The organism is Phycisphaerae bacterium, from assembly GCA_024102815.1.
GTDB lineage: Bacteria > Planctomycetota > Phycisphaerae > UBA1845 > UBA1845 > JAGFJJ01.
Genome location: JAGFJJ010000020.1, coordinates 24,723 through 44,479 on the forward strand (window position 1 = coordinate 24,723; position 19,757 = coordinate 44,479).

The following is a 19,757-nucleotide window of genomic DNA, read 5'->3' on the forward strand; positions in this document are numbered from 1 at the left end:
TGTGTCCCCCAACAAGAAGCCCGGGCTCTTGCGATTCTCGCTTAGAATTTTGAATTGGCCCAGAAGCATGTTACCCGACTGTACGGCTCAATTACAAGGCAGTGCCCAAGATGAGGGGGTCCGGTAAGGCTGTCTTCCGGGAACCGACCCCGCCAATCTGGGCGAAGTCGACTTTCACCGGGGTCGATCCTCGGGGGACCGACGCGACCCTGCTCGAAGCCCACGAACTCCCGCCGGCAGATTTTGGCACGGAGGAATCACGAAGTGCGTCGAGCGCCCGGTCACCATCCAGAGAATTGGTCACTCCGACGAACTTGGACAAGAGCAAATGCGCCGAAGCCGCCGGGTGGCGAGGCCAACTCAGAACCTCTTAAGCGGTGCGGGGGCGAACCGGCGTCGGAGAAGGGGAAGTAATGGCATGCGATGGTGAGCAATTTGTCGGGGTCGGGCCGGGGCCAAAAACGACAATTGATCCTGGCAAGGGTTCGACGCCGCGTCGCCCGGCAGCGGGCTGCGCTCCTTGACGCGGGGAGCTCAGTACACAGCAACCGATCTTTAACCACGATGCCCGGCCACGGATATGCTAGACCTCAATGGCCAACCCGAGCTTATTCGTCATCGCGGGCCCCAACGGCGCCGGAAAGTCGACCGGAGCCGCTACCATTCTACCCAAACGATTCCCCACCGAATGGTTTCTCAACGCCGACGACATCGCCAAGGCTCTCGCTACTGTTTCGCCCATCGAAGCTGGCCGTGTCATGATTCACCGAACGAACGACCTTCGCGACCGCCGCGAAACGGTCGCCTTTGAAACGACGCTCGCCGGGAAGACTCATGCCCAGTTCCTCTCCGTAGCCCAAGATGCGGGCTTCCAGGTCCACCTAGCTCACCTCTCTGGCATTCGAGCGTCGTACCAGGGCCTGTCTGACGAATGCAATACCCGGAAGCACCGCTGAATGATCGCCAGCTGGGTCATCGCCAAGAAGTTCACAGCCAATTTCTCGTATCGCATAGCGAATCGTCGGGTCTCCTTCAGCCAATTGATGCAACGCTCCACAACGTTACGCTGACGATATTTCTCGCGGTCAGAGCCGGACTCTTTTCACTCGTTCGACTTTGTCGGAATCACCGCAGTGCTCTTGTGCTGCCGCAGCCAGTCTCGGATCGCCTCCGAACTGTACGCTTTGACGCATCGAATCACCACGTCTCTCGCAAGAAGCCAAATGGCGGTCATCGCATCCGGTCATCGCAAGGCCGAGTCTACTCGGCGTGATCGAGTTGAGCGAGTTTCCGGCGCCATTTTGTCGTTTCCGCATCGTACCCTTTTTGTGGCTCGGCTCTGTCCCAGCGATCGTAGAGGTTTACAAGGGACTGTAGAGCGTCGATGTAGTGGCTTCGATTGGCCTGTTTGTTCTTCGCCAGGATGGCCTGGGATTCCAACAGAACACGCTCGGCATCCCCGTACGAACCGGTTGCCGACCGTGCACGGCCTAGGTGCGTCAGAAATCGACCGAGCAGTCTGGGGAGATGCGCTCGAACCAGAGGCTCCGCAGGTGCAAGCACGGCCACTGCTTCTTCATAACGACCGCCGGCTACCAGCAGAGCGCCGAGATTATTGATCGAACGCAGTGTATCCGGGTGATCATCACCCAGGGTGGCCCGTCGGCCTTCCATCGCCTCGCGATAGAAAGGCTCGGCCGCTAAGAGTTTCCCTTCGGCACGCAAGAGATAGCCCATATTGTTGATTGCTGTCAATGTATTGGGATGTAGATCACCCAAGACTCTTCGATGTTTTTCGAGGCTTCCCCGGTAAAATGGCTCAGCCTCTGCATTTCTGCCTTGGGCATTCAAGACTGCACCCACATTGCCAATCGAGACCAGCGTTTCCGGGTGGTCATCGCCGTGTACTCGGCGGTTGATATCCAGAGCCAACCGGAAATACTGCTCGGCCTCGGAGAGTCTGCCTTGGGCAAACAGGACCGTTCCCATATTGTTGATCGAAGCCAGCGTATCGGGATGTTCGTTGCCGAGCGTACGTTGCCGTCCGGCCAGGACTTCGCGAAAATATCCTTCCGCCTCATCGCGCCTGCCCCTCGCCAAAAGGCAAGAACCAAGATCGTTCATCGATTGGAGCGTTTCGGGGTGACCAGTTCCCAGCTTTTCGCGACGACCATCCAGGGCTTTCTGGTAGAATTTCTCGGCTTCATCCAGTTTTCCAAGTCCCTGAAGCACACGCCCCATGCCATTCAGCGATGTGAGCGTGTCGGGGTGATCATTCCCCAGTACACGACGACGACCTTCGAACGCTTCACGGAAATAGACGTCCGCCTCGCGAAGCCGCCCCCTGTCGAGCAAAATCGTGCCCAAGTTATGAACCGACATCAGTGTATCCGGATGATCGTTTATCAGTATTCGACGACGCAGCTCCAAGCACGCGCGATAAAGGCGCTCGGCCTCGTCAAGCTTACCCGTGACCTGTAGCAATGAGCCCATGTTGTTCATGGCTCTGAGCGTATCCGGATGTTCGTCGCCCAAGGTCTCGCGAAACCCGTCCAGTGCTTGGCGGGCGATGCGAGCGGCTTGATCATACTCGCCCTGAGCCTGTAGCGACGAAGCCAGGTTGGCGATGGATTTCAAGGCCAATACGTGATTGCCGACGAGTATTCGTCGCAATCCATCCGATGCCTCGCGGAAATAGGGGCGTGCATCAGAGATTCTGCCCATCGCGTTCAACAGGAGACCCATATTGTTTATCGCGATGAGCGTTTCCGGGTGCTCGTTCCCGAGTACACGCCGGAACGTCTCCAGGGCATCACCATAATAGGGTTCAGCTTCCGCGAGCTTTCCCCGGGCCTGCAAAAGGAGGCCCATATTGTTCTTCGACTTTGCTGTCGCCGGATCGCGCTCACCCAGAACGCGGCGACGCCCCTCCAGTACTTCCCGATACATTGGTTCAGCGTCAGCCAGTTTCCCCTGCCGCATCAGCAGCCCGCCAAGGCTGGCCAGCGAGTCGAGCGTATTCGGGTGCTGATCACCCAACACAGAACGATGCCGGTCCACTGCTTCTCGTAACAACGGCTCTGCTGCCGCGTAATCGCCCAGAATGACCAATATATCACCCATATCGAGGATTGCATCCAAGGTGTGTGGGTGATCATTGCCCAGGACCTGGCGACTCGTCTCCAGATTGCGGCGGTAGCAATCTCGAGCTCTAGGAAGGTCGCCTCGAGCCTGGAGGAGGTTTCCCATATGATCGAGAGAAATCAGCGTATTGAGATTGTCATCGCCGAGCTTTTCGTGACGGATTCGTAGGGCTTCGTCCTGCGGGCGCATGGCCTGATCATAAAGGCCGATCGCCCGGAGAGTATCCGCTAGCGTTTGCGACAGGCGGGCTTTCACCAGAGGCTGATCTGAGAATTCGGATTCGATCGTGGCAGAGGCTCGTTTGAATATGTTCTCGTCCAATACCTCCAGGGCAAGATTTGTAAAGCTCACACCCTCCAGGTTTGCGTCAAGCTCGCTTAGCCCGGCTTCCACATCACTTGAGGACACATGCGGGGATTCGAGCGCCAAGCGTTTCTGAACCCGCAATGCGGCCCGCAATCGCTCCCCCATAAGCTCCGCATTCACGCCGGAGAGCTGACGCGCTTGAAATTGAGCGACTTCTTCAAGTTCATCAGCTCGCCGTTGCGCCTTGTCCTCGGCCGCTTGCGCCCGCCGGTTCTCATTGAGTGCCCGAGCGAATCCCCAGGTGGTTCCGATGATCCCGACGACCAGAGCCGCAATGACAGCGCTCCCCGTCGCCACCGCGACGCGGTGGCGACGCACGAATTTCCGCATTCTGTAACCGGGCGCTGGAGGCCCCGCGAGTACGGGTTCGTAGGCCATGTGGCGGGAAACGTCGGCTGCGAACTCGGCCGCAGTCGCATAGCGACGGGTCCGGTCCTTCTCGAGCGCTTTCATCGTGATCCAGTCGAGGTCGCCCCGAAGTAGACGAGCCAGCGAGCCCAATTCGGTTCGACGGTGCTTTGTGACCGCCGCCGTCGAGTCACCGAGGCCGCTCAATCGCGTACTGGGTTTGGGCGGGTCGAACTCTCGGATGATTCGCTGAATCTCTACCAACGCCGCCCGCCGAAGTGATACCGCGTCGAAGGGAAGAACGCCCGTCAACAGCTCGTACAGGATCACGCCGAGGGAGTAAATGTCCGTTCTCGTGTCGATGTCCAACGCGGTCATCTCGGCCTGTTCCGGGCTCATGTACTCGGGTGTCCCGATCAGTTGGCCGTACTCGGTGAAGAGCGTCCGCTCCGTAAGGCGTTGCTGGGTTGCCTTGGCCACTCCAAAATCGATCACCTTGGGTATCGGCCGGCTGTCCCGCACCTCTACCAGCACATTAGACGGCTTAAGATCCCGATGAATAATCCCTTTCTGGTGCGCGTGCTGAACTGCCTCGCAGACCAGTATGAATAATTCCAGCCTCTCTCTTGTGTTGAGGCAGTGACGATCACAATATTGCGTAATGGGCTCTCCCTGAACATAATCCATGACGAAGTAGGGTCGCCCGTCGTCCGTCGCGCCGGCGTCCAGTACCTTGGCAACGTTGGGATGGTTCATGAGCGCCAACGCCTGCCGCTCAGACTCGAAGCGGGCGATGACCGGCCCTGTATCCATACCCCGTTTGATGACTTTGAGGGCGACACGCCGATGAATGGGCTCGCTCTGCTCCGCCAGATAAACGACACCCATGCCGCCCTCGCCGAGCTCGCCCAGGATCCGGTACGTGCCAATGCATTCGGGTCGTTGGGAAGGCAGCGCTTTAGGCGATGGGGCGCGAATCTGCTCGCCTACCTGCGCGGAGCGCCCTCGCTTGGGCCCGACGGACCGAGTGAGATCCGCCTCGCTCTGGTCGTCATGGTTCGAGGATGTCATGGTATGGCGCCAATTCTTCGTAAAGGAATGTTGTCTACCTGGCTAGCGCCAGTGATTGTAACTACAGTCCGAGTCGAAAGAAGTCGAGGGACCAATTTACCAAGCATTGCGGCAGCGACCAGTTGGAGCCACCGTTCGTCCCATCGACGTGATTGCCCTGCGAACAGAGATCGAGACCTCTTACCGTTACGCCCGCCCAAGCAATTATCCATGCCGGCGCCAACGTGTCCGGGGGCCATAAATCGCAGTTCCTAGCGCGCAAACCAGAAGCGCCAAGATAACGATGCCCCAATGCGAGACCGCGGGGATGGGGTTGCAGTTGCCGCTGGCACAGGCTATGTCAACGGCCAGCAGGAATGGTGAGAGCTCCGTTACCGTGCCGCAGATGATATTGGCGGTGGTGTCCGGATTATCAGGCGGTGCCGGATCGGTCACGTTTTCCCAAGCGCCGTCCACAAAATGCCAGAGCGTAATGAATTCTTCGTCTGGGCAGGCCACGTCATCATAAGTTAGGCAGACTGAGATGTTCCCGGCAACCGTTGCGGTGGTCGACACATCAAAATACTGGGGCGGATCGCATGCTTGCCGGAAACCTGCAGGCGGATCTTCGCCGACGGAACTCTCGGTAATCGTTGTTTCACCAGCAACGATTACGGATTCGAAAGTCACTGTGTGACCACCTGCTGCAGCCTCTACATTCGTGCCGCATGCCGTATTTCCGGGGGATGAGGCATCGCACATTGCATACTTCAGACGTCGAATCGTAGGAAAGCCGAAACTGGGATCGGTGGCGCCCGGCAGACCCGTGTTGGCAAATATCAGGTGAGGTGGTACATCGTTGGACGCGATGGTCCCAAGTCCACCGGGGCCAACGTTTCTACCTCCAATGGTAAAGACGTTGCCGCGCGCTGTATTCATCGCCGTTATCGCAGCTACATTCAGTTCGATCTCGATCAGGCTGCCTTCGTCGGCGGCACTGATTTGCTGAAAACCAAAAGTCGGCCCGTCGGCGAGGTCGTTGTACACTGACTCCGAAAACGGGCGAATCGTGCCGGCCAGGAAGTCATAGCCGAAACTATCCGGGTCTGATGTGACCTCGTGGAGAACGAAGAGTTGCGAATCCGTTTCATACTCGGTTGGCACAACATGCGCGCCCACCGGATATTCCAGGACGAGTTTGGCGCTGATGATCTCGTTGTAGACTCTCAGCAAGTCAAACTTAAAGTAGTTGTTGTACTCAACGGCCACGCAAGGGCAGGAGATGTCGCAAGGGCAGCCGGGCGTGTTGGCATCACGACTGGCCCAAATGGGCCCCACCCACGCGACTTCCGCTGCTGGGCCTGCTGCGGTATCGGACCCGAGGGTTCCACTGTCAAATGCATTATTAGCAAAGTTCGTGCCGGTGTTGCGCAGTCTTCGAACAGCTGCAAGGCAATCCATTCTGCCGTGGCCCGCGGTGTTGTCCGGTCCGCCCGCCTCGATGTCGTCGGCCGTGTCGTCGAGAACCTGAGCGACCTGGGCGGGGCTGAGCCAGGGGCGAGCCTGGAGCAAGAGCGCGGCGCAGCCAGCAACGTGCGGCGCGGCTGCCGAGGTACCCGGAAAACAGCTTGTACTCGACGGTAGCCCGGGACAACCCGTATACCCAAAGCCCCCGGCTCCGGAGATCTGCACGAAACTCGCGGCCGCGATGTCGGGCTTCATCCAAGTCAATTCGAATGGGATGATTTGCTTGACAGGTCCACGACTACTCGAGGCATCGATCGAATCCGCAGAACCAGGCATCAAGCCATTGCCATGCGCACCAACCGCATAGATCTCTTCCGCTCGCGATGCACCATTAATGCTTCCCGCGGATACGAGGTATTGCCAATCCGTGGTGCCCGCTCCGCGGAGATCGAAGAATACGTCGGGATCGCCGGTCGTCGCATCAACGACGACATTGACAAAACTGTTGGGGCTTACCGTGGTATCAATGCACTCGATCGGGTCATCATCGCCGTCTTGGGGGTCGGTACTTGAATCAAGCAGGTTGCCGCTCTCGCCCAGCAGGTACAAATCCAGGTTGATACTCGCAGATCCGTAAGGCTCTGCCCATTGCAGGCAGATAGTTACGGCGCCGGACGGCGGAGCCTTCATACGTAATTGCCAATTGAATGGGGCAAATCGATGCGGGCGGTTGTACGTATTCGGGCCCAAGGTCACGTTCACCGAGGGGCCATTGAATTCCTCTTCGTAGTGCCGCTGGGCACGATTTCCCGCCGACGCGGTGTAGAATACACCCTGTTCTACCGCATCGATCTTGGCCTGGGTGACGGGTCCGGGCTCGAATAGTCGATGCGCGCTTGATGTAAGGTCATCAACAATGATTGTGGCTCCGGCGTCGACCAAGGCTCTGACGGCGTTGATGAAATCAGGCTCGAATAAGCCGGAGTGAAACATCAAATTCGCGCCCGGTGCCATGTCAGCGATGATCTCGAGCATCGCCGTGCCTTCGTTGTACCTTCGCGAAGCGTCTGTATAGTCGCTCAGCACATCTACCGTAACGAGGTCTCCCGTGGAAATGGCGTCTGCCAAGTCATTAACACCGTCGGATATCACGCCCACCGTCTGACCGGTGCCGTCATAGCCGAACATTGTGCGGACTTGGTCGGCGCCATGAAGTGCATCCCCTTCAGTTGTGGCACTCCCCAGATCACTTGTCAGCGGAGCCGCGTCAAAGATCCTCCGTACGTCGTTACGCTCTGCAATGGCTTGCAGCTTGTCAACGGGTATCCAAGCGACCAGCAAGCCGTAACCCTTTGCTCGGCTGTGGAGACGGCCTCCCAACGACGCGAGATACGGGGCATCAAACGAATCCACCGAGTCGACGCGCATTTCGACCAAGAGTCGAGCACGATCGTCGATACGCACGTGAGGTGTGGCATACTTCGGTGCTAGGTGGGGCTGCTGAACGATCTCGTCTTCCATGAGTCGCTCGTATCGATCCAGCACCATGCTGTTAAGCTTACGCTGCCAACGCGGGAGCGATTGTTTGTGCAACCGATTTTCCGCCACTGTTCGTCGTGGAAGCTGATTTTCCGGCACGCCCATCTGACGGGCTGCTTCACGTGCCTCCACCACCGCGGGGGAATAAATCCTATGTTTCTCGTTCGCGATGGCCCCAAAAGGAAAAATGAGCTGAACCGCCGCTGCCGATATGATCAAGCCGATGTTGCAACGCTCTTTATTCGTTTGACGCTCCATGGATGACCTCCATGCTTGCCGCGCAGGGGTCACGAGCGAATGGACTTGACTGCGCCGCCTGGATTGAATCGGCCCACCCTCTCCTCAGATTCCCCCGTCAATGTCAGCAATGTATCTCCAGCCATTGAGCAATGTAACCGATTCGTAAGCGTTTGGTAACGCTTTGCCCTGCAAATTCTGACCGAAAGGCGCATTTCGGCGGCTAAACTACGACTTGAGGCGTCCTGCGTTTCGTGAATCCACAGCAGCGTCACGCCCGGGCTACGGATGCTCTTCCCAGAGCCGTGGAGTGAAGCAAAGAGATTATCCACAAGTCGCCTGGAATACCTATTTTGACGGCGTGCAGGCGAAAACTACAGATTCATGAGCGTGTCATTTTGCCCAGTTCGGAAGCTCGTGCTTGCACCCGCCCCAAGCGCTTGCGGTCGCGGTTCTCGAATTCGATCCCCGACACTCCCGACGGCCCAGTAGGAAACGACATGGCCCTGTCCATCCTATGATAAACGGCCATGCTATCGCTCACGACATTGTGTACTCTCTTGCGCGAATTCTCGCCATTTGGGCTGAGCACGGTCCGGGCCGCAGCGAGGTACGACGCGATGGAGCTCTTGCTCCCTGTGCATCCCGAAAAGTCCATCCCACCACTCAAACAGGTACGTGTGGCGGAGGATCAATGAATCGGACAGCCAAAAAGTTGGGTTTGTGCGGACGATCGGACAGCAGATACGCCGATCCTTCGCTGAGTGCGCAGTACGCTCCTGGCGAAGGCAACAATGAACTGAAGGCGAATCGAGGATTCAGGCGGCTCGGCGATACCGATGATGCAAGCCCCCGACCTGCGGAACGGCGACGAGTCGCCCCTTCGATGGTGGCTCAACTTCTCGCGAGATCGGCGCGTTTCGACCAAGCGAAAGATGCGTGCGGGCTTCGTGGTAGTACTGAAAGTAGTCGTGCAGAATTCTTCGAAGGTGGCGCTCGTTAAGCACGATCACATGGTCAAGACACTCTCGCCTTATTGAACCGATCACTCTTTCGGCGAACGCATTCTGCCTTGGCGAGCGCGGCGCGATCATAACTTCTTCTATCCTCAGGCCCTCGACGCGCTTGCGAAATGCTTAGCCGTAAACCCCATCGCGATCTCGAATCAGGAACCGTGGCACCTCGTCGAACGGAAACGCCTCTACGACCTGCTGGGCCGTCCACTCGGCTGTCGGGTGCGAGGAAACGTTGAAGTGGGCCACTCGACGCCGGTCGTGGCGAAGCACAACAAACGTGAACAAAACACGGAACGTCGTAGTCGGAACGGTGAAAAAGTCGACGGCGACGATGTCTTTGATGTGGTTGTCACGGTGCCGCATGGTAGCGACCCTCGCCGAGCTGGCAATCGTTCTGGAGCGTAATACCCACGCCCTGTGCCGCATGCTCTATGGCTTGGTGAAAGCTCGCCGTATCGTCTTGCACGGGGGCGAGGCCGGCCAGAAACGCTTCGATTTCGAGCTCGTGTCGGCACGGAGTTGGTGCGCACTTCGCAAGTATTCTTTGTCTTTCTGTGTCCTTCCGCGTACTCTGATGTCCAATGGAGCCCCATTTCGGATGGCGAGAGGGGCGTCTTGCATCGTATTGGCTTGTTTTGTGGGCTTCTCTTTGGGTTCGATTCCCCCCGCCTCCATGCGCATGATTATTGTTAGCAGGGAGTTACGGCTGCTTACACCTCGTTTTTGTGTAGGATTGCGTGTGGTTACATCTATTTCACAGGTCTTGCCTCCAATTCTTCTCTCCGTCACCCGTACAGCGGCAGATGTCGGGTCCTGATTTCAATTCGCGAAGATTTCTTGATGAAGCTCAGCTCGATGGGGCCGTCGCCAAGTTTTCGGAGTTGGCAGGGCAGATCAAACCGGGCAATGACTGCTTGCAACAACGCCGGCAGAGGGCATGGTTGCGCAAACGCTGGTCAGGTTAACGATGAGGTCCGCCCGTTCGATTACCAGATAAGAGCCCGCTACTCGGCCTGCCGGCGAACGGACACCAACTCGTTTTCCGAAGCCCATCGTACGATGTCCTGGCGATTGATCGCCGCGGCCATCAAATCCGGGAATTTGTCTGGTGTGCAGGCGAAGGACGGAATTCCCAGCCCGGCAATCCTGGCGGCAAGGGAGTGGTCAAATGAAGGAGCACCCTCGTCGCTGAGCGCGAGCAGGACGATTACCTGAACGCCCGCGCCGACCAGCGATGCCGCTCGCGAGAGCAGCTCCTTCTCGACTCCGCCTTCATACAGGTCGCTGATCAGAACGAATATCGTATCCGTCGGACGGCTGATTTGCGATTGGCAGTAGCCGACGGCGCGGTTGATATCTGTCCCGCCGCCCAACTGGGTTGAGAACAGAACTTCCACGGGATCATCGAGATGATCGGTCAAGTCCACGACGGACGTATCAAACACAACGAGCCTGGTACGGACGGCCGGTATCGACGCCATCACGGCGCCGAAGACACCCGAAAACACGACGGACGCGGCCATCGACCCACTCTGGTCGATGCAGAGAATGACATCGCGCAGCGAGGATCGTTTCCGTCCGAATCCGATGCGCGTCTCCGGAATGACCGTCTTGTACTCCGGTTGATAATGCTTCAGATTGGCACGGATGGTGCGCGGCCAGTCGATCTCGTTGTGCCGCGGGCGGCGGCTCCGCGATGCCCGATTCAGCGCCCCGGCGACGGCCTGCCGTGTCGGATTGGCAAGCTTCCGCATCAACTCGTCAACAACCCGGCGCACAATGACGCGGGCGGTTTCCTTCGTCTTGGCCGGCATGACCCCCTGGAGTGAAAGGAGCGTGGACACGAGGTGGACGTCGGGTTCGACGGCCTCGAGAAGCTCCGGCTCCATGAGCATACGATGAAGGTCGAGCCGCTCCATGGCATCGCGCTGGAGTAGGCACACGACCGACTTGGGGAAGTACTTGCGAATATCGCCGAGCCATCGCGGCACATTGGGCATCGACGCCCCCAGGCCCGCTCGCCTGTCCGCGTCGTAGAGAGCCCCCAGCGCCTTGTCGATGGCCACGTCGTCGGTGCTCAGGTCTGTATGGAGCGAGTCCGCCTGACCCAGGATGAGTCGCCAGCGGCGCTTCCCTTCATCCAACGTCATGATCGACCTCCACACCGAATATGCGCCTCAGCACCGGCAGGACCAACGCGGCCCGCTCATGGTCGAACTCTGCCGTATCGGCGCATGGCGCAGTGTGCGTTGAGCGGGCGGCGCGCTCGGCCATCAGCCGTCGCTCTGGAGCGGCGAAAGTCGCGAATACTCGCCTGATTGGCGGCAATATCATCATGAAATGATCGGCCGTAAGACCGCGCAGCCACTGGTCCATCAAATTCCACATCACCTCGTCGTGAACCACCAGGAAGCCGCTTCCGGAAAGGAAGCCCTCGATCCAGGCAGCAGCGTGTGCGGGTTCGTTCGCTGCGGATAGCGCCACGCTAAGTCGGTCGGCCACCTCCTCGGGTGACCAATGTCCCGTGTCGTAGAGAATGCGTACTGCTCGGCCAGCAACGATTCCGTGAAGTCCGCTGTAATCCGCCAGTTGGACCAGCGAGTTTCGCCAGGAGGCCCGGTGTTCGTCACGCTGCAGGAGCGCGATGGCGTCATTGACCGCAACGACGTGCCCGAACATTGATCGGGCGGCATCGTCGTCGAGGGAGGAGCATGCCGGAATAACGCCGACGCAGATACGAGCAACCAGCCCGTCGCACACCTCCGCGACCATGCTCACGTCGGTCTGCCGGACATTGCCGTATCTCGTGACCCTCGCCAGAGCAGGCAGGGCTTCCATCAGTTGGAGCACGTCTCCACCTTGAGCCGCTCTGTTGCGAAGTTCGACCATCAGGGCGGTCACGGCTTGCGGTAGATCGGCCAGCAGTGCGTCGTCGACGATCGCGCTGAGTTCCGGAAGAGAATCAGCCTGGCTGACGCGGTCGATCGTGAAGTTGGTGGCTGCATCCTGGATCGTGTTGCCCCATCGGCTGGCATCGACCAGGGCAACGACGAATTCCGGCCGCCACTGCACGCGCCAAAACTCATGAAACGTGCCTTTCTTGCCGTACTGCTCCTGTCTCTCGCCCCACGGCACGTTGAGCAGATTCAAGCGGTGGAGCAGTTGACTTCGCTCTAGGTCCAGAGGTTTACGAAGGTCGAGGTCGTAGTCCTTTTCGTCGGCATTGACCGGCAGTCGAAGCCGCCGCTGAAGCTGCTGGAGATCCTGTTGCAACGGAGCGAGCGGGACATCGTCGGGCACGCGGCCAAGCCGGTCACCTATGACCAGTTTACGACGGATCAGCCGCATCGGGGCGTCTCCCCCGAGGCACATCACGGCCTGTGCGGCCTCGTCGAGCTCTTCCAATCCCGGGAGCGGCCGCTCGCGCAGTGCGGCGAGGGTATCGGCGAGGCGCACGGCCTCGATGACGTGTGCGCTCGAAGCATCCATGTCCTGCTTTCGCATCAGCCGCGCGACGCGGGTCATCCAGTGAATGGTCGGGCTACGGTCGTGGGTCCAAAGTAGGTCGTAGTATGCTGGGGAGTTAACGCCAGCCCCGTAGCCCGAACGAAATGAGAGCCGGTCGTACGACCAGGGGACCCAGGCGGCAGCCGTCTTCGACTTCGGAAGACCCTTGAGCGTAGCGCTGTCTTCGCCGGCACATCCCTTGCCGTGCGGGTTGCGCAGCGCCGGCGCGTGCCATGCACCACAGATCACGGCCAGTCGTTCGCTGCCGCGCCTTACGGCGTCCCGAATGGTCTTGCGCATGAACGCCTCGCGTTGGGCTTCCAACCGCTTGCTGTCGGCGGGACCTTCCTGCTCGCGAAGTGCCGTCATGGCGTCGGCGATGGCGTCAAACACGGTGACATGAGCACCCGAGCGTGATTCGACCAAATAGTCCCACCAACGTTCACTGTCAGAGAAACCTGCAACCGCGGCGAGCTGACCCAACGGGTCGGACCGCAACGATTCTGCGTTTTCATCGCCTGTTGGCGATTCGTCGGCGTCGGGGCTTTCGTCCTGCCGGTCGTCGTCACGGCCGAGCCGATAAGTCTGTGGCAGATCCATGAACTCGACGCGAACGCCGCGGGCCAATGCATGGCGAATTGCGATCCACTCAGGCGAGAACACCGCAAAAGGATAGAAGACGGCTCGTTGCGGCTCGTCAGGCGCGTAGATCATCAGCGCCACCGGGGGATGCATGTCATTGCTTGCCGCCAGCGGAATCAGGTCATTGGCATCCGGCGGTCCCTCGACCAGGACGGTATCGGCCTCGAAGGACTTGAGAGCCTGAAGAAGGCTTCGGGCAGATCCCGGACCATGGTGGCGGATGCCGAATACTCGCAAGTCGCAGGACACAGGTGCTCCCTCGACTACAGTTCCTTTCGGCACGCGCGATAGAGATCCGACCAGCCGGATCGCTCCTTGACGACCGTCTCGAGGTATTCCTTCCAGACCACGGCGTCCTGCACGGGATCCTTCACAATCGCGCCAGTCAATCCCGAGGCCACATCGCCGGCCCGTAGCGTGCCGTCGCCGAAGTGGCCCGCCAGCGCCAGTCCGCTGCCGACGACGCTGATGGCTTCGGCTGTGGACATCGTCGCCGTGGGAGACTTCAACTTGGTCTTGCCATCGGCGGTCTTGCCTTCGCGGAGTTCTCGGAAGATTGTCACGATCCGCCGGATCTCGTCGATCGGAGGTGCATCGGCTGGCAGTTCCAGGGCCCGGCCGATGGCTTCTACGCGCGTCTGCACAACGGTGACCTCTTCGTCGGCCGTGGTGGGCGTGGGTAATACGACCGTGTTGAAACGCCGTCGCAGCGCGCTTGAGAGTTCATTGACACCGCGGTCGCGGTTGTTGGCCGTGGCAATGACATTGAAGCCCTTGGTGGCCTGAACCTCGCTATTCAGCTCAGGAATCGGCAGTGTTTTCTCGGAGAGGATCGTAATGAGGGTATCCTGTACGTCGCTCGGAATACGGGTGAGTTCCTCCACGCGCGCAATGCGCCCTTCGCGCATCGCCCTCATCACCGGACTGGGGACCAGGGCGTCTTCCGAGGGGCCCTTTGCTAACAACAGGGCGTAATTCCAACCGTAGCGAATGGCCTCCTCCGGCGTACCCGCGGTGCCCTGCACAAGCAGCGTGGAATCACCGCTGATCGCCGCTGCAAGATGTTCGCTCAGCCAAGTCTTTGCCGTACCGGGCACTCCGAGGAGCAGCAGCGCTCGATCCGTGGCCAGGGTAGAAACAGCGATTTCGACGCGGCGCCGATCCCCGATGTATTTAGGGGTAATCGCGAATCCGCTCTCCAGCTTGCCGCCGAGCAGATAGGTCGCCACTGCCCAAGGCGAGAGCTTCCAGCTGGGCGGCTTTTGACGGCTGTCCTCTCGGGCGAGAGCCTCCAGTTCCTCCGCAAACTGCTCTTCGGCGTGGCACCGGAGCACCGTCGGACGCTTATCCTTCGTCACTGCGCAGCTCCTCTTGCATCGCCCGGCGGAACATTAGCGTGGCCGCCAGCTTGTCCACCATTTCATCGTGGCCCTTATTCCAGGCGGATGTGTTTCGATTCCAGCCGGTGGCCGCTTCCTCTGCGAAGGCCGGATTCATCCGTCTAGCAAATTGCTGTGTGACCAGCTTTCGCAACGTATGATCATACATGGCGGTGTCCGTGCACAAGTACTGCCGGAGCGCCTTCAGCACGGCACGAGAAAGCTGAGTCGACCAGGCGTGATCGCTCCCCGCCAGCAACGCGAGCAGGGGAGGATCCCGGAGGTTTGCCCGACTCCCGAGCAGCTCCAGGACCAGGAGCTCGCGCATCGACGAGCCAGCACAGCCTGCCAGCGCTTCGAGTTCCTCGCCCTCAAGCGCGTCCGCGTGATCTGCACACACGCGCAGCAAAGCAATGGCCCATTCCTCATTGCCCTGACGTATTGCAGCGCGGCACCAGCCGCGAAGGATGGGCGCTTTCCAGTCCGAGGCCGCGGCTGCGCGAACAAGCTCCTCCGGTTCCAGGTTCGCTCCGGACCGCCATGCTTCCAGCTCGGCACCGGCCAAGACCTGGCACAGCACACTTGCCTTGTTACCCATGCCATGTTGACTCTTGTTTTCGACGCCGTCCCGGTTCAGTGCCGCGTCGATGGAGTTCGGAGGAGTTACGTCGACCAACACCTGTTTTCCGCGGATCAAGCCTTTGCGCACCTGAAAGTTGACCATGGCGCGAGCGCGCTGAAGCATACGATTGGCATACCCCGAGGACGGCAGCCGGGCCAGCAGGTCACTCGCGATCGATCTCACGGACTTGCGCTTGTCGTCTAGCGTGGATTCCAGGAACGCCTCGTCCGCTTCCGAAAGCCCGATGGCAAGCTGTCTCAGAATCTTCGGCCGATCATCCGGTGACTCCTGCGGCCAAGTCTCGGCTACAAGGCTGCGTCCTGCATTGGGGTCACATCTTCGCAGTCGGGCCAGCGCGATCAGCCGATCCTCCGGATCCCCAGTACGCCAGATCTCAGCCGCGTTGTCCTCCTGCACCAATCGGCGCCACCGAGGGTGCTGCCGCGCAAGCCAACGCCCGCGCTGCCTGAGGACCTGATTGAAAACACTGTCGTCCAGTGCCGCGAGGCTACGATCCAGGAAGCGTGGCAACTGCTCGTCGGGGATCCGTACCCCCATTTGTGCAGCAAGTTGGCACCATTCCTCAAGCAGCATCCCGTATTCGCCCTCGAGAATCTGAAACAACTGCTGCCCCGCGCGCAGACTGCATTCAGGAGCATCCTCTGGTGGAGGCACTTCCAGAGTTCGGCTCAAGGAGGCGGGGCTTCGCCCGGCAAGCTCATAAGGGCCGAGAACCGCAACGGCATTCAAGAGCTTGGTTGCCACGTCGTCGGCGGTGGCGGCATCGACCAGCGCACCGGCCGGGCCCCCGATTGTAGGCAGGTTCGTGCCGAGGCGATCCATCCCCAGCACTGCGGCAGCAACAAGCCGCTGCCATTCGCCCCTCGGACTGTCCACTGGTGCCGTCGACATTACGCTACTCTTGCGAGGAGGGCGCCACTCTCGCTTTGAATCTGAGCGAAAGATCGACCGTCGCGAAAGACGCTCAACGGCTGCAGCGACCGGCCGTCCCACTCTCCGAAAACCTGGATCGGCCCACCACCGCTAATGGCCAACAACTGCCAGCCACAATCGGTATCGATCATGAGCGATACGGAATTGGCGGTTTCGTCGGCCAAGAGCCAATTAGGCAAATCGCGAACGTCGCCGGGACACGGTGTTACTTGATTCAGGAAGACCGGCGAACTCTCGAGCCACGGTTGCACTGCGATAGCCTCAACGAACGCTTGCCTCGCCGCGTGAATGGAAACCCCCGGCGGAAGCGGCTCGCGAATCAGTCCTCCTTCGGTCCGCTGCAATACGGCGGCTCTCAGCGGCCGCGCGCCGGGATAGAAGGTCAATTGAGCTTCGAATTCGGTCCCAAGGGCAAACGTGGTGTCAAATGACTGACTGCCGGCGGCAAACTGGAGTACCAATGCAAAACGCTGGCTCTTCCTTCCCAGAAGCCAAGTTCGCCGCACGCGCAATCGCTCCTGCCTACTCGTGACCTGCCCGACGATAATCCAGCGATCATCCACACATGGCAGCTTGCGGAGCTCTTCCTCTGGCGTTGTCCACCCCACATATGTCCGCACGTCAGCCTGCAGATCGTCGGAAAGAGCTTCGATATTTTGGTAGGCAGTCAGCAACAGATGGAGCCGGCCGGTTATGGTCGACATGCGCTCCTGCCAGCCCTCGCCAGACGACGAGATCGCTCCCAGATGGCGGACGTAGCGTGCCAGCCCCGGGGCCTGCGCGTCGACCATTCGCGCCGCCATGCCCTCCCAAAAGGCTGCGGGCTGAGCCTGGGCGCTCCCCAACCCCTGCCGCGCCAAGTCCTTCAGCCAAATCATCAGTTCTTCCACCCCACGCCGGACGTTGGCCTCGCGTTTATCGGCCCGGCGGGCTTGGGCGACGGGATCGACCTCCGCCGCCGTCTCCCGCCGTGCGGCCCGTTGCTCGTTGCGCGCGTCGCGCTCCTTCAGCCAGTCGCCAACCCAGGCCGGCGGCTTCGTTTCGGCAACGGCGCCCGGACTCTCCGCGAGGATCAGGAACAATGCCAAGGCGTGCTTGCAGGGGAATTTGCGGCTAGGGCAACTGCACTTGAACGCCGGCTCAGTCAAGTCGATCCGAACTTGGTAGGGCTTGCTCCCGCTGCCCTTGATTTCGCCCCACAGGGCGCGGTCGCTGCGGCCGAGCGTCTGCCACTTGGTGGGCTTAGCCAGACCCTGCCCAGCCTTGGAGGAGCTCGCATCCGGGGCAAGCTCCAGGATTTGTTGGGGGGTCCAGCTTCCCATTACCGGTTCCCTGCGCCCGTCGGTGCACGACTCGGGACGGTCCATCGCACAACGCCGCAAAGCGGTTGTCAAGTCGTCGGTGCGCTGTGTGGTCCTTTGGACGGCTATAGCTCCGGCATTCTGGGAACAAAGATCGATAGTTCGCTTCTCGAGGCAGCAGTTCCCAAACCCGATCAGCGACGCCCCCTGCGCAAAACCCAGCGTTGCGGTTTATCCAAGCTAGGCATCCTGCGCGACCGTGCTGATCTCCTCCCACTGGACGCCGAAGCGGCTCAGATACTTCCTCAGCCGATCCGCGTCGTTGGCCTTCTTACGCCGCTCGCGCGAGGCCGCGAACAGCACACGACCGGCCTCGGAAAGCGTGCGAGACGCGCGACACACGGTCAACACATCTGCAAGTTGCACCCGCTCAAACCGATCAAGCTCCGCGAGCCGATCGGGATCCAAGATTTGCCGGAGCAGGCCCACACCCACGCCTTCGGAATCGGGTCGCCAGATGGTGTTGAGGCGCTCGATCTCCTCACGAACCGTATCGACGGAAATTCGCCCGCCGTTTGCCAAGGTGGCCATGCGTGTGATGGCACCATTCAGGTCGCGAAAGTTATTCGTCCAGATTGCCAATGCTGACTGGGCGAATCGCACGAAATTGGTACGTGCTTCTTTGTTGAAGGTGACCCGCTGCCCCGTTCGGCGAGTGAAGTTCTCCAGTTCATAATCGATGTTCGGCTCGATGTCCTCGCGCCGATCGCGCAATCCGGGTAGCCGAAAAGCCCAGAGGCTGATTCGGGCAAGCAGGTCGTTGCGGAAGTGTCCAGTGCACACGTCGGCGTGCAGGTCGCGGTTCGTTCCGGCGAGCAATTGAAATTCGCTCTCCACTTCCTGATCGGCCCCGACAGGCGAGAATCGTTTCTCTTCCAGCGCGCGGAGGAGCATGGCCTGCTCGTCCGGTCCCATGTCGCCGACTTCGTCCAGGAATAGGACTCCTTGATGTGCCTTGCGCAATAGGCCTGTCCTTGCCTGCAAGGCGCCGGTAAACGCGCCCTTGATATGCCCGAACAGCGTCGACATGGCCGCATCGCCGCGCAGTGTTGCGCTATTGACCTCGACGAAGGGTCCGCTGATCAGCTTCCGAGCGGACTTCAGCTCATAGATCTGGCGTGCCAGGCGAGACTTGCCGGCTCCCGTCGGTCCCATCAAGAGCAATGGTTCGGAAGAGCGCAGCGCGACGCGCTCGATCTGCTCGATCATGGCGTTGAATTGCCGGTTCCGCGTTTCGATACCCGACTTCAGGAACGTCAGGCTTTCGTGGTGCTCGAGGGCGAAACGCGACGCGAGCCGGTCGTAGCGCGAGATATCCAGGTCGATGATTGCCGAACTGGCTCAGGAGCAGTTCCCAGGAGGCACGGCCGATTTTCGCAAGTCGCCGCGTATCCTCGTCGAACGATTCGCGGAGGCTCAGCGTACGCTGCGCCGCGCAAAGTGGGGTAATGGCCGCATCCACGATCCGGCCGTTAACCAGGTACTCGAACATCGGCTGGCTGACCGCCCGATTCTTGCCGCGGTCGATCATGAGCAGCACATCCCCGAAGTTCGGCCGGTTTCGCGAGTCGTAGCGCAACAGGGCGTAGCCGTCCTCCGCCCGCGGCGATGAGGACCGACGGACAGAACTCGACGCACTCCCGGGGTGGGCCCGGAACCTCCTGGATTGGGGCGACCAGCGGCCCTGTTCTACGCAGACGACCGGTACGAGGGCCTTACCCTTCGCCGGGACCATAACGCTTCCGACGAGGGTCCGGTTCTGCATTCCGCCGACCAGGTGCCGGCCGTCGACCAGGAGCACGGGACGCTCACCGTTGTTGACGACTTCGAGCGTATTGACGATGGGTCTCCTGGCGGTTTCGGCGATGGACACCGTGCCCGCGGCAAGCCCCTCTTCAAGCAGGTCGTACGCCAGTGAGCCCGGAGGGCCCTCACTGAACAGACATCCGGATCGCTCGTCAGCTTGACCTGTTCGGCAAAGTCGACGGTTTCGAGGTCCCACGTCCAAGTCGTGATCGCTCGCAGATTTCTTAGCATAGGCATCCAGGAAGCGAACTCACGCATGTCCTGGGACTGCAGAAACTCTTCCTTGGTCGGAAACTGCCCTTGAATGATCGCCTCGGCG

At 60.0% G+C, this 19,757-nt stretch carries 14 protein-coding genes; 2 read left to right on the top strand and 12 right to left on the bottom strand.

Annotation, left to right across the window (positions count from 1 at the left end; translation table 11 throughout):
• Window positions 1–665: 665 nt before the first annotated feature.
• From J5J06_06210 to J5J06_06265, 12 genes are all read right to left on the bottom strand, one after another.
• Window positions 666–881 (bottom strand): hypothetical protein, encoded by a 216-nt coding sequence (locus J5J06_06210; GenBank protein MCO6436665.1) that lies wholly within the window; start codon window positions 879–881, stop codon window positions 666–668.
• 5 nt (window positions 882–886) lie between these two features.
• Window positions 887–1,057: a transposase gene (locus J5J06_06215; GenBank protein ID MCO6436666.1), complete on the bottom strand. Its 171-nt coding sequence runs from the start codon at window positions 1,055–1,057 to the stop codon at window positions 887–889.
• A gap of 203 nt (window positions 1,058–1,260) precedes the next feature.
• The gene (locus J5J06_06220) at window positions 1,261–4,929 is read right to left on the bottom strand and encodes a serine/threonine protein kinase (GenBank protein MCO6436667.1); all 3,669 of its coding nucleotides are present in this window, start codon (window positions 4,927–4,929) and stop codon (window positions 1,261–1,263) included.
• Between the two features lie 204 nt (window positions 4,930–5,133).
• Window positions 5,134–8,172, bottom strand: a complete 3,039-nt coding sequence (locus tag J5J06_06225) for a S8 family serine peptidase (GenBank protein MCO6436668.1) — start codon at window positions 8,170–8,172, stop codon at window positions 5,134–5,136.
• Between the two features lie 797 nt (window positions 8,173–8,969).
• Window positions 8,970–9,245, bottom strand: a complete 276-nt coding sequence (locus J5J06_06230) for an integrase core domain-containing protein (protein ID MCO6436669.1) — start codon at window positions 9,243–9,245, stop codon at window positions 8,970–8,972.
• Between the two features lie 42 nt (window positions 9,246–9,287).
• Complete coding sequence (locus J5J06_06235) at window positions 9,288–9,530, bottom strand: hypothetical protein (GenBank protein MCO6436670.1); 243 nt, start codon at window positions 9,528–9,530, stop codon at window positions 9,288–9,290.
• Window positions 9,531–10,171: 641 nt separating this feature from the next.
• Window positions 10,172–11,317, bottom strand: coding sequence for a VWA domain-containing protein (locus J5J06_06240; protein ID MCO6436671.1), 1,146 nt, complete (start codon window positions 11,315–11,317; stop codon window positions 10,172–10,174).
• Window positions 11,304–13,565, bottom strand: a complete 2,262-nt coding sequence (locus J5J06_06245; GenBank protein ID MCO6436672.1) for a hypothetical protein — start codon at window positions 13,563–13,565, stop codon at window positions 11,304–11,306. The genes J5J06_06240 and J5J06_06245 overlap by 14 nt, the downstream gene beginning before the upstream one ends.
• Window positions 13,566–13,579: 14 nt before the next feature.
• Complete coding sequence (locus J5J06_06250; protein ID MCO6436673.1) at window positions 13,580–14,674, bottom strand: AAA family ATPase; 1,095 nt, start codon at window positions 14,672–14,674, stop codon at window positions 13,580–13,582.
• A complete protein-coding gene (locus tag J5J06_06255; protein ID MCO6436674.1) occupies window positions 14,661–16,229 on the bottom strand; it encodes a hypothetical protein in 1,569 nt (522 codons plus the stop codon). Before J5J06_06255 ends, J5J06_06250 begins: the two co-directional genes overlap by 14 nt.
• Entirely contained in the window at window positions 16,229–17,593 is a 1,365-nt protein-coding gene (locus tag J5J06_06260) for an SWIM zinc finger family protein (protein ID MCO6436675.1), read from the bottom strand. The genes J5J06_06255 and J5J06_06260 overlap by 1 nt, the downstream gene beginning before the upstream one ends.
• A gap of 219 nt (window positions 17,594–17,812) precedes the next feature.
• Window positions 17,813–18,961 (bottom strand): sigma 54-interacting transcriptional regulator, encoded by a 1,149-nt coding sequence (locus J5J06_06265; protein MCO6436676.1) that lies wholly within the window; start codon window positions 18,959–18,961, stop codon window positions 17,813–17,815.
• On the opposite strand from J5J06_06265, the gene J5J06_06270 reads away from it, so the two are divergent.
• Complete coding sequence (locus tag J5J06_06270) at window positions 18,957–19,244, top strand: hypothetical protein (protein MCO6436677.1); 288 nt, start codon at window positions 18,957–18,959, stop codon at window positions 19,242–19,244. The two genes, J5J06_06265 and J5J06_06270, sit on opposite strands and share 5 nt — an antisense overlap.
• Before the next feature lie 54 nt (window positions 19,245–19,298).
• Window positions 19,299–19,550 carry a hypothetical protein gene (locus tag J5J06_06275; GenBank protein MCO6436678.1) on the top strand — a complete coding sequence of 84 codons (252 nt, stop codon included), beginning with the start codon at window positions 19,299–19,301 and terminating at the stop codon, window positions 19,548–19,550.
• Window positions 19,551–19,757: the final 207 nt, after the last annotated feature.

Coding starts and splice junctions, on each gene's coding strand:
- J5J06_06225 (MCO6436668.1), bottom strand. CDS start 8,172: ATGGAGCGTCAAACGAATAAAGAGCGTTGCAACATCGGCTTGATCATA.
- J5J06_06220 (MCO6436667.1), bottom strand. CDS start 4,929: ATGACATCCTCGAACCATGACGACCAGAGCGAGGCGGATCTCACTCGG.
- J5J06_06235 (MCO6436670.1), bottom strand. CDS start 9,530: ATGCGGCACCGTGACAACCACATCAAAGACATCGTCGCCGTCGACTTT.
- J5J06_06255 (MCO6436674.1), bottom strand. CDS start 16,229: ATGTCGACGGCACCAGTGGACAGTCCGAGGGGCGAATGGCAGCGGCTT.
- J5J06_06240 (MCO6436671.1), bottom strand. CDS start 11,317: ATGACGTTGGATGAAGGGAAGCGCCGCTGGCGACTCATCCTGGGTCAG.
- J5J06_06270 (MCO6436677.1), top strand. CDS start 18,957: ATGATTGCCGAACTGGCTCAGGAGCAGTTCCCAGGAGGCACGGCCGAT.
- J5J06_06260 (MCO6436675.1), bottom strand. CDS start 17,593: ATGGGAAGCTGGACCCCCCAACAAATCCTGGAGCTTGCCCCGGATGCG.
- J5J06_06230 (MCO6436669.1), bottom strand. CDS start 9,245: ATGATCGCGCCGCGCTCGCCAAGGCAGAATGCGTTCGCCGAAAGAGTG.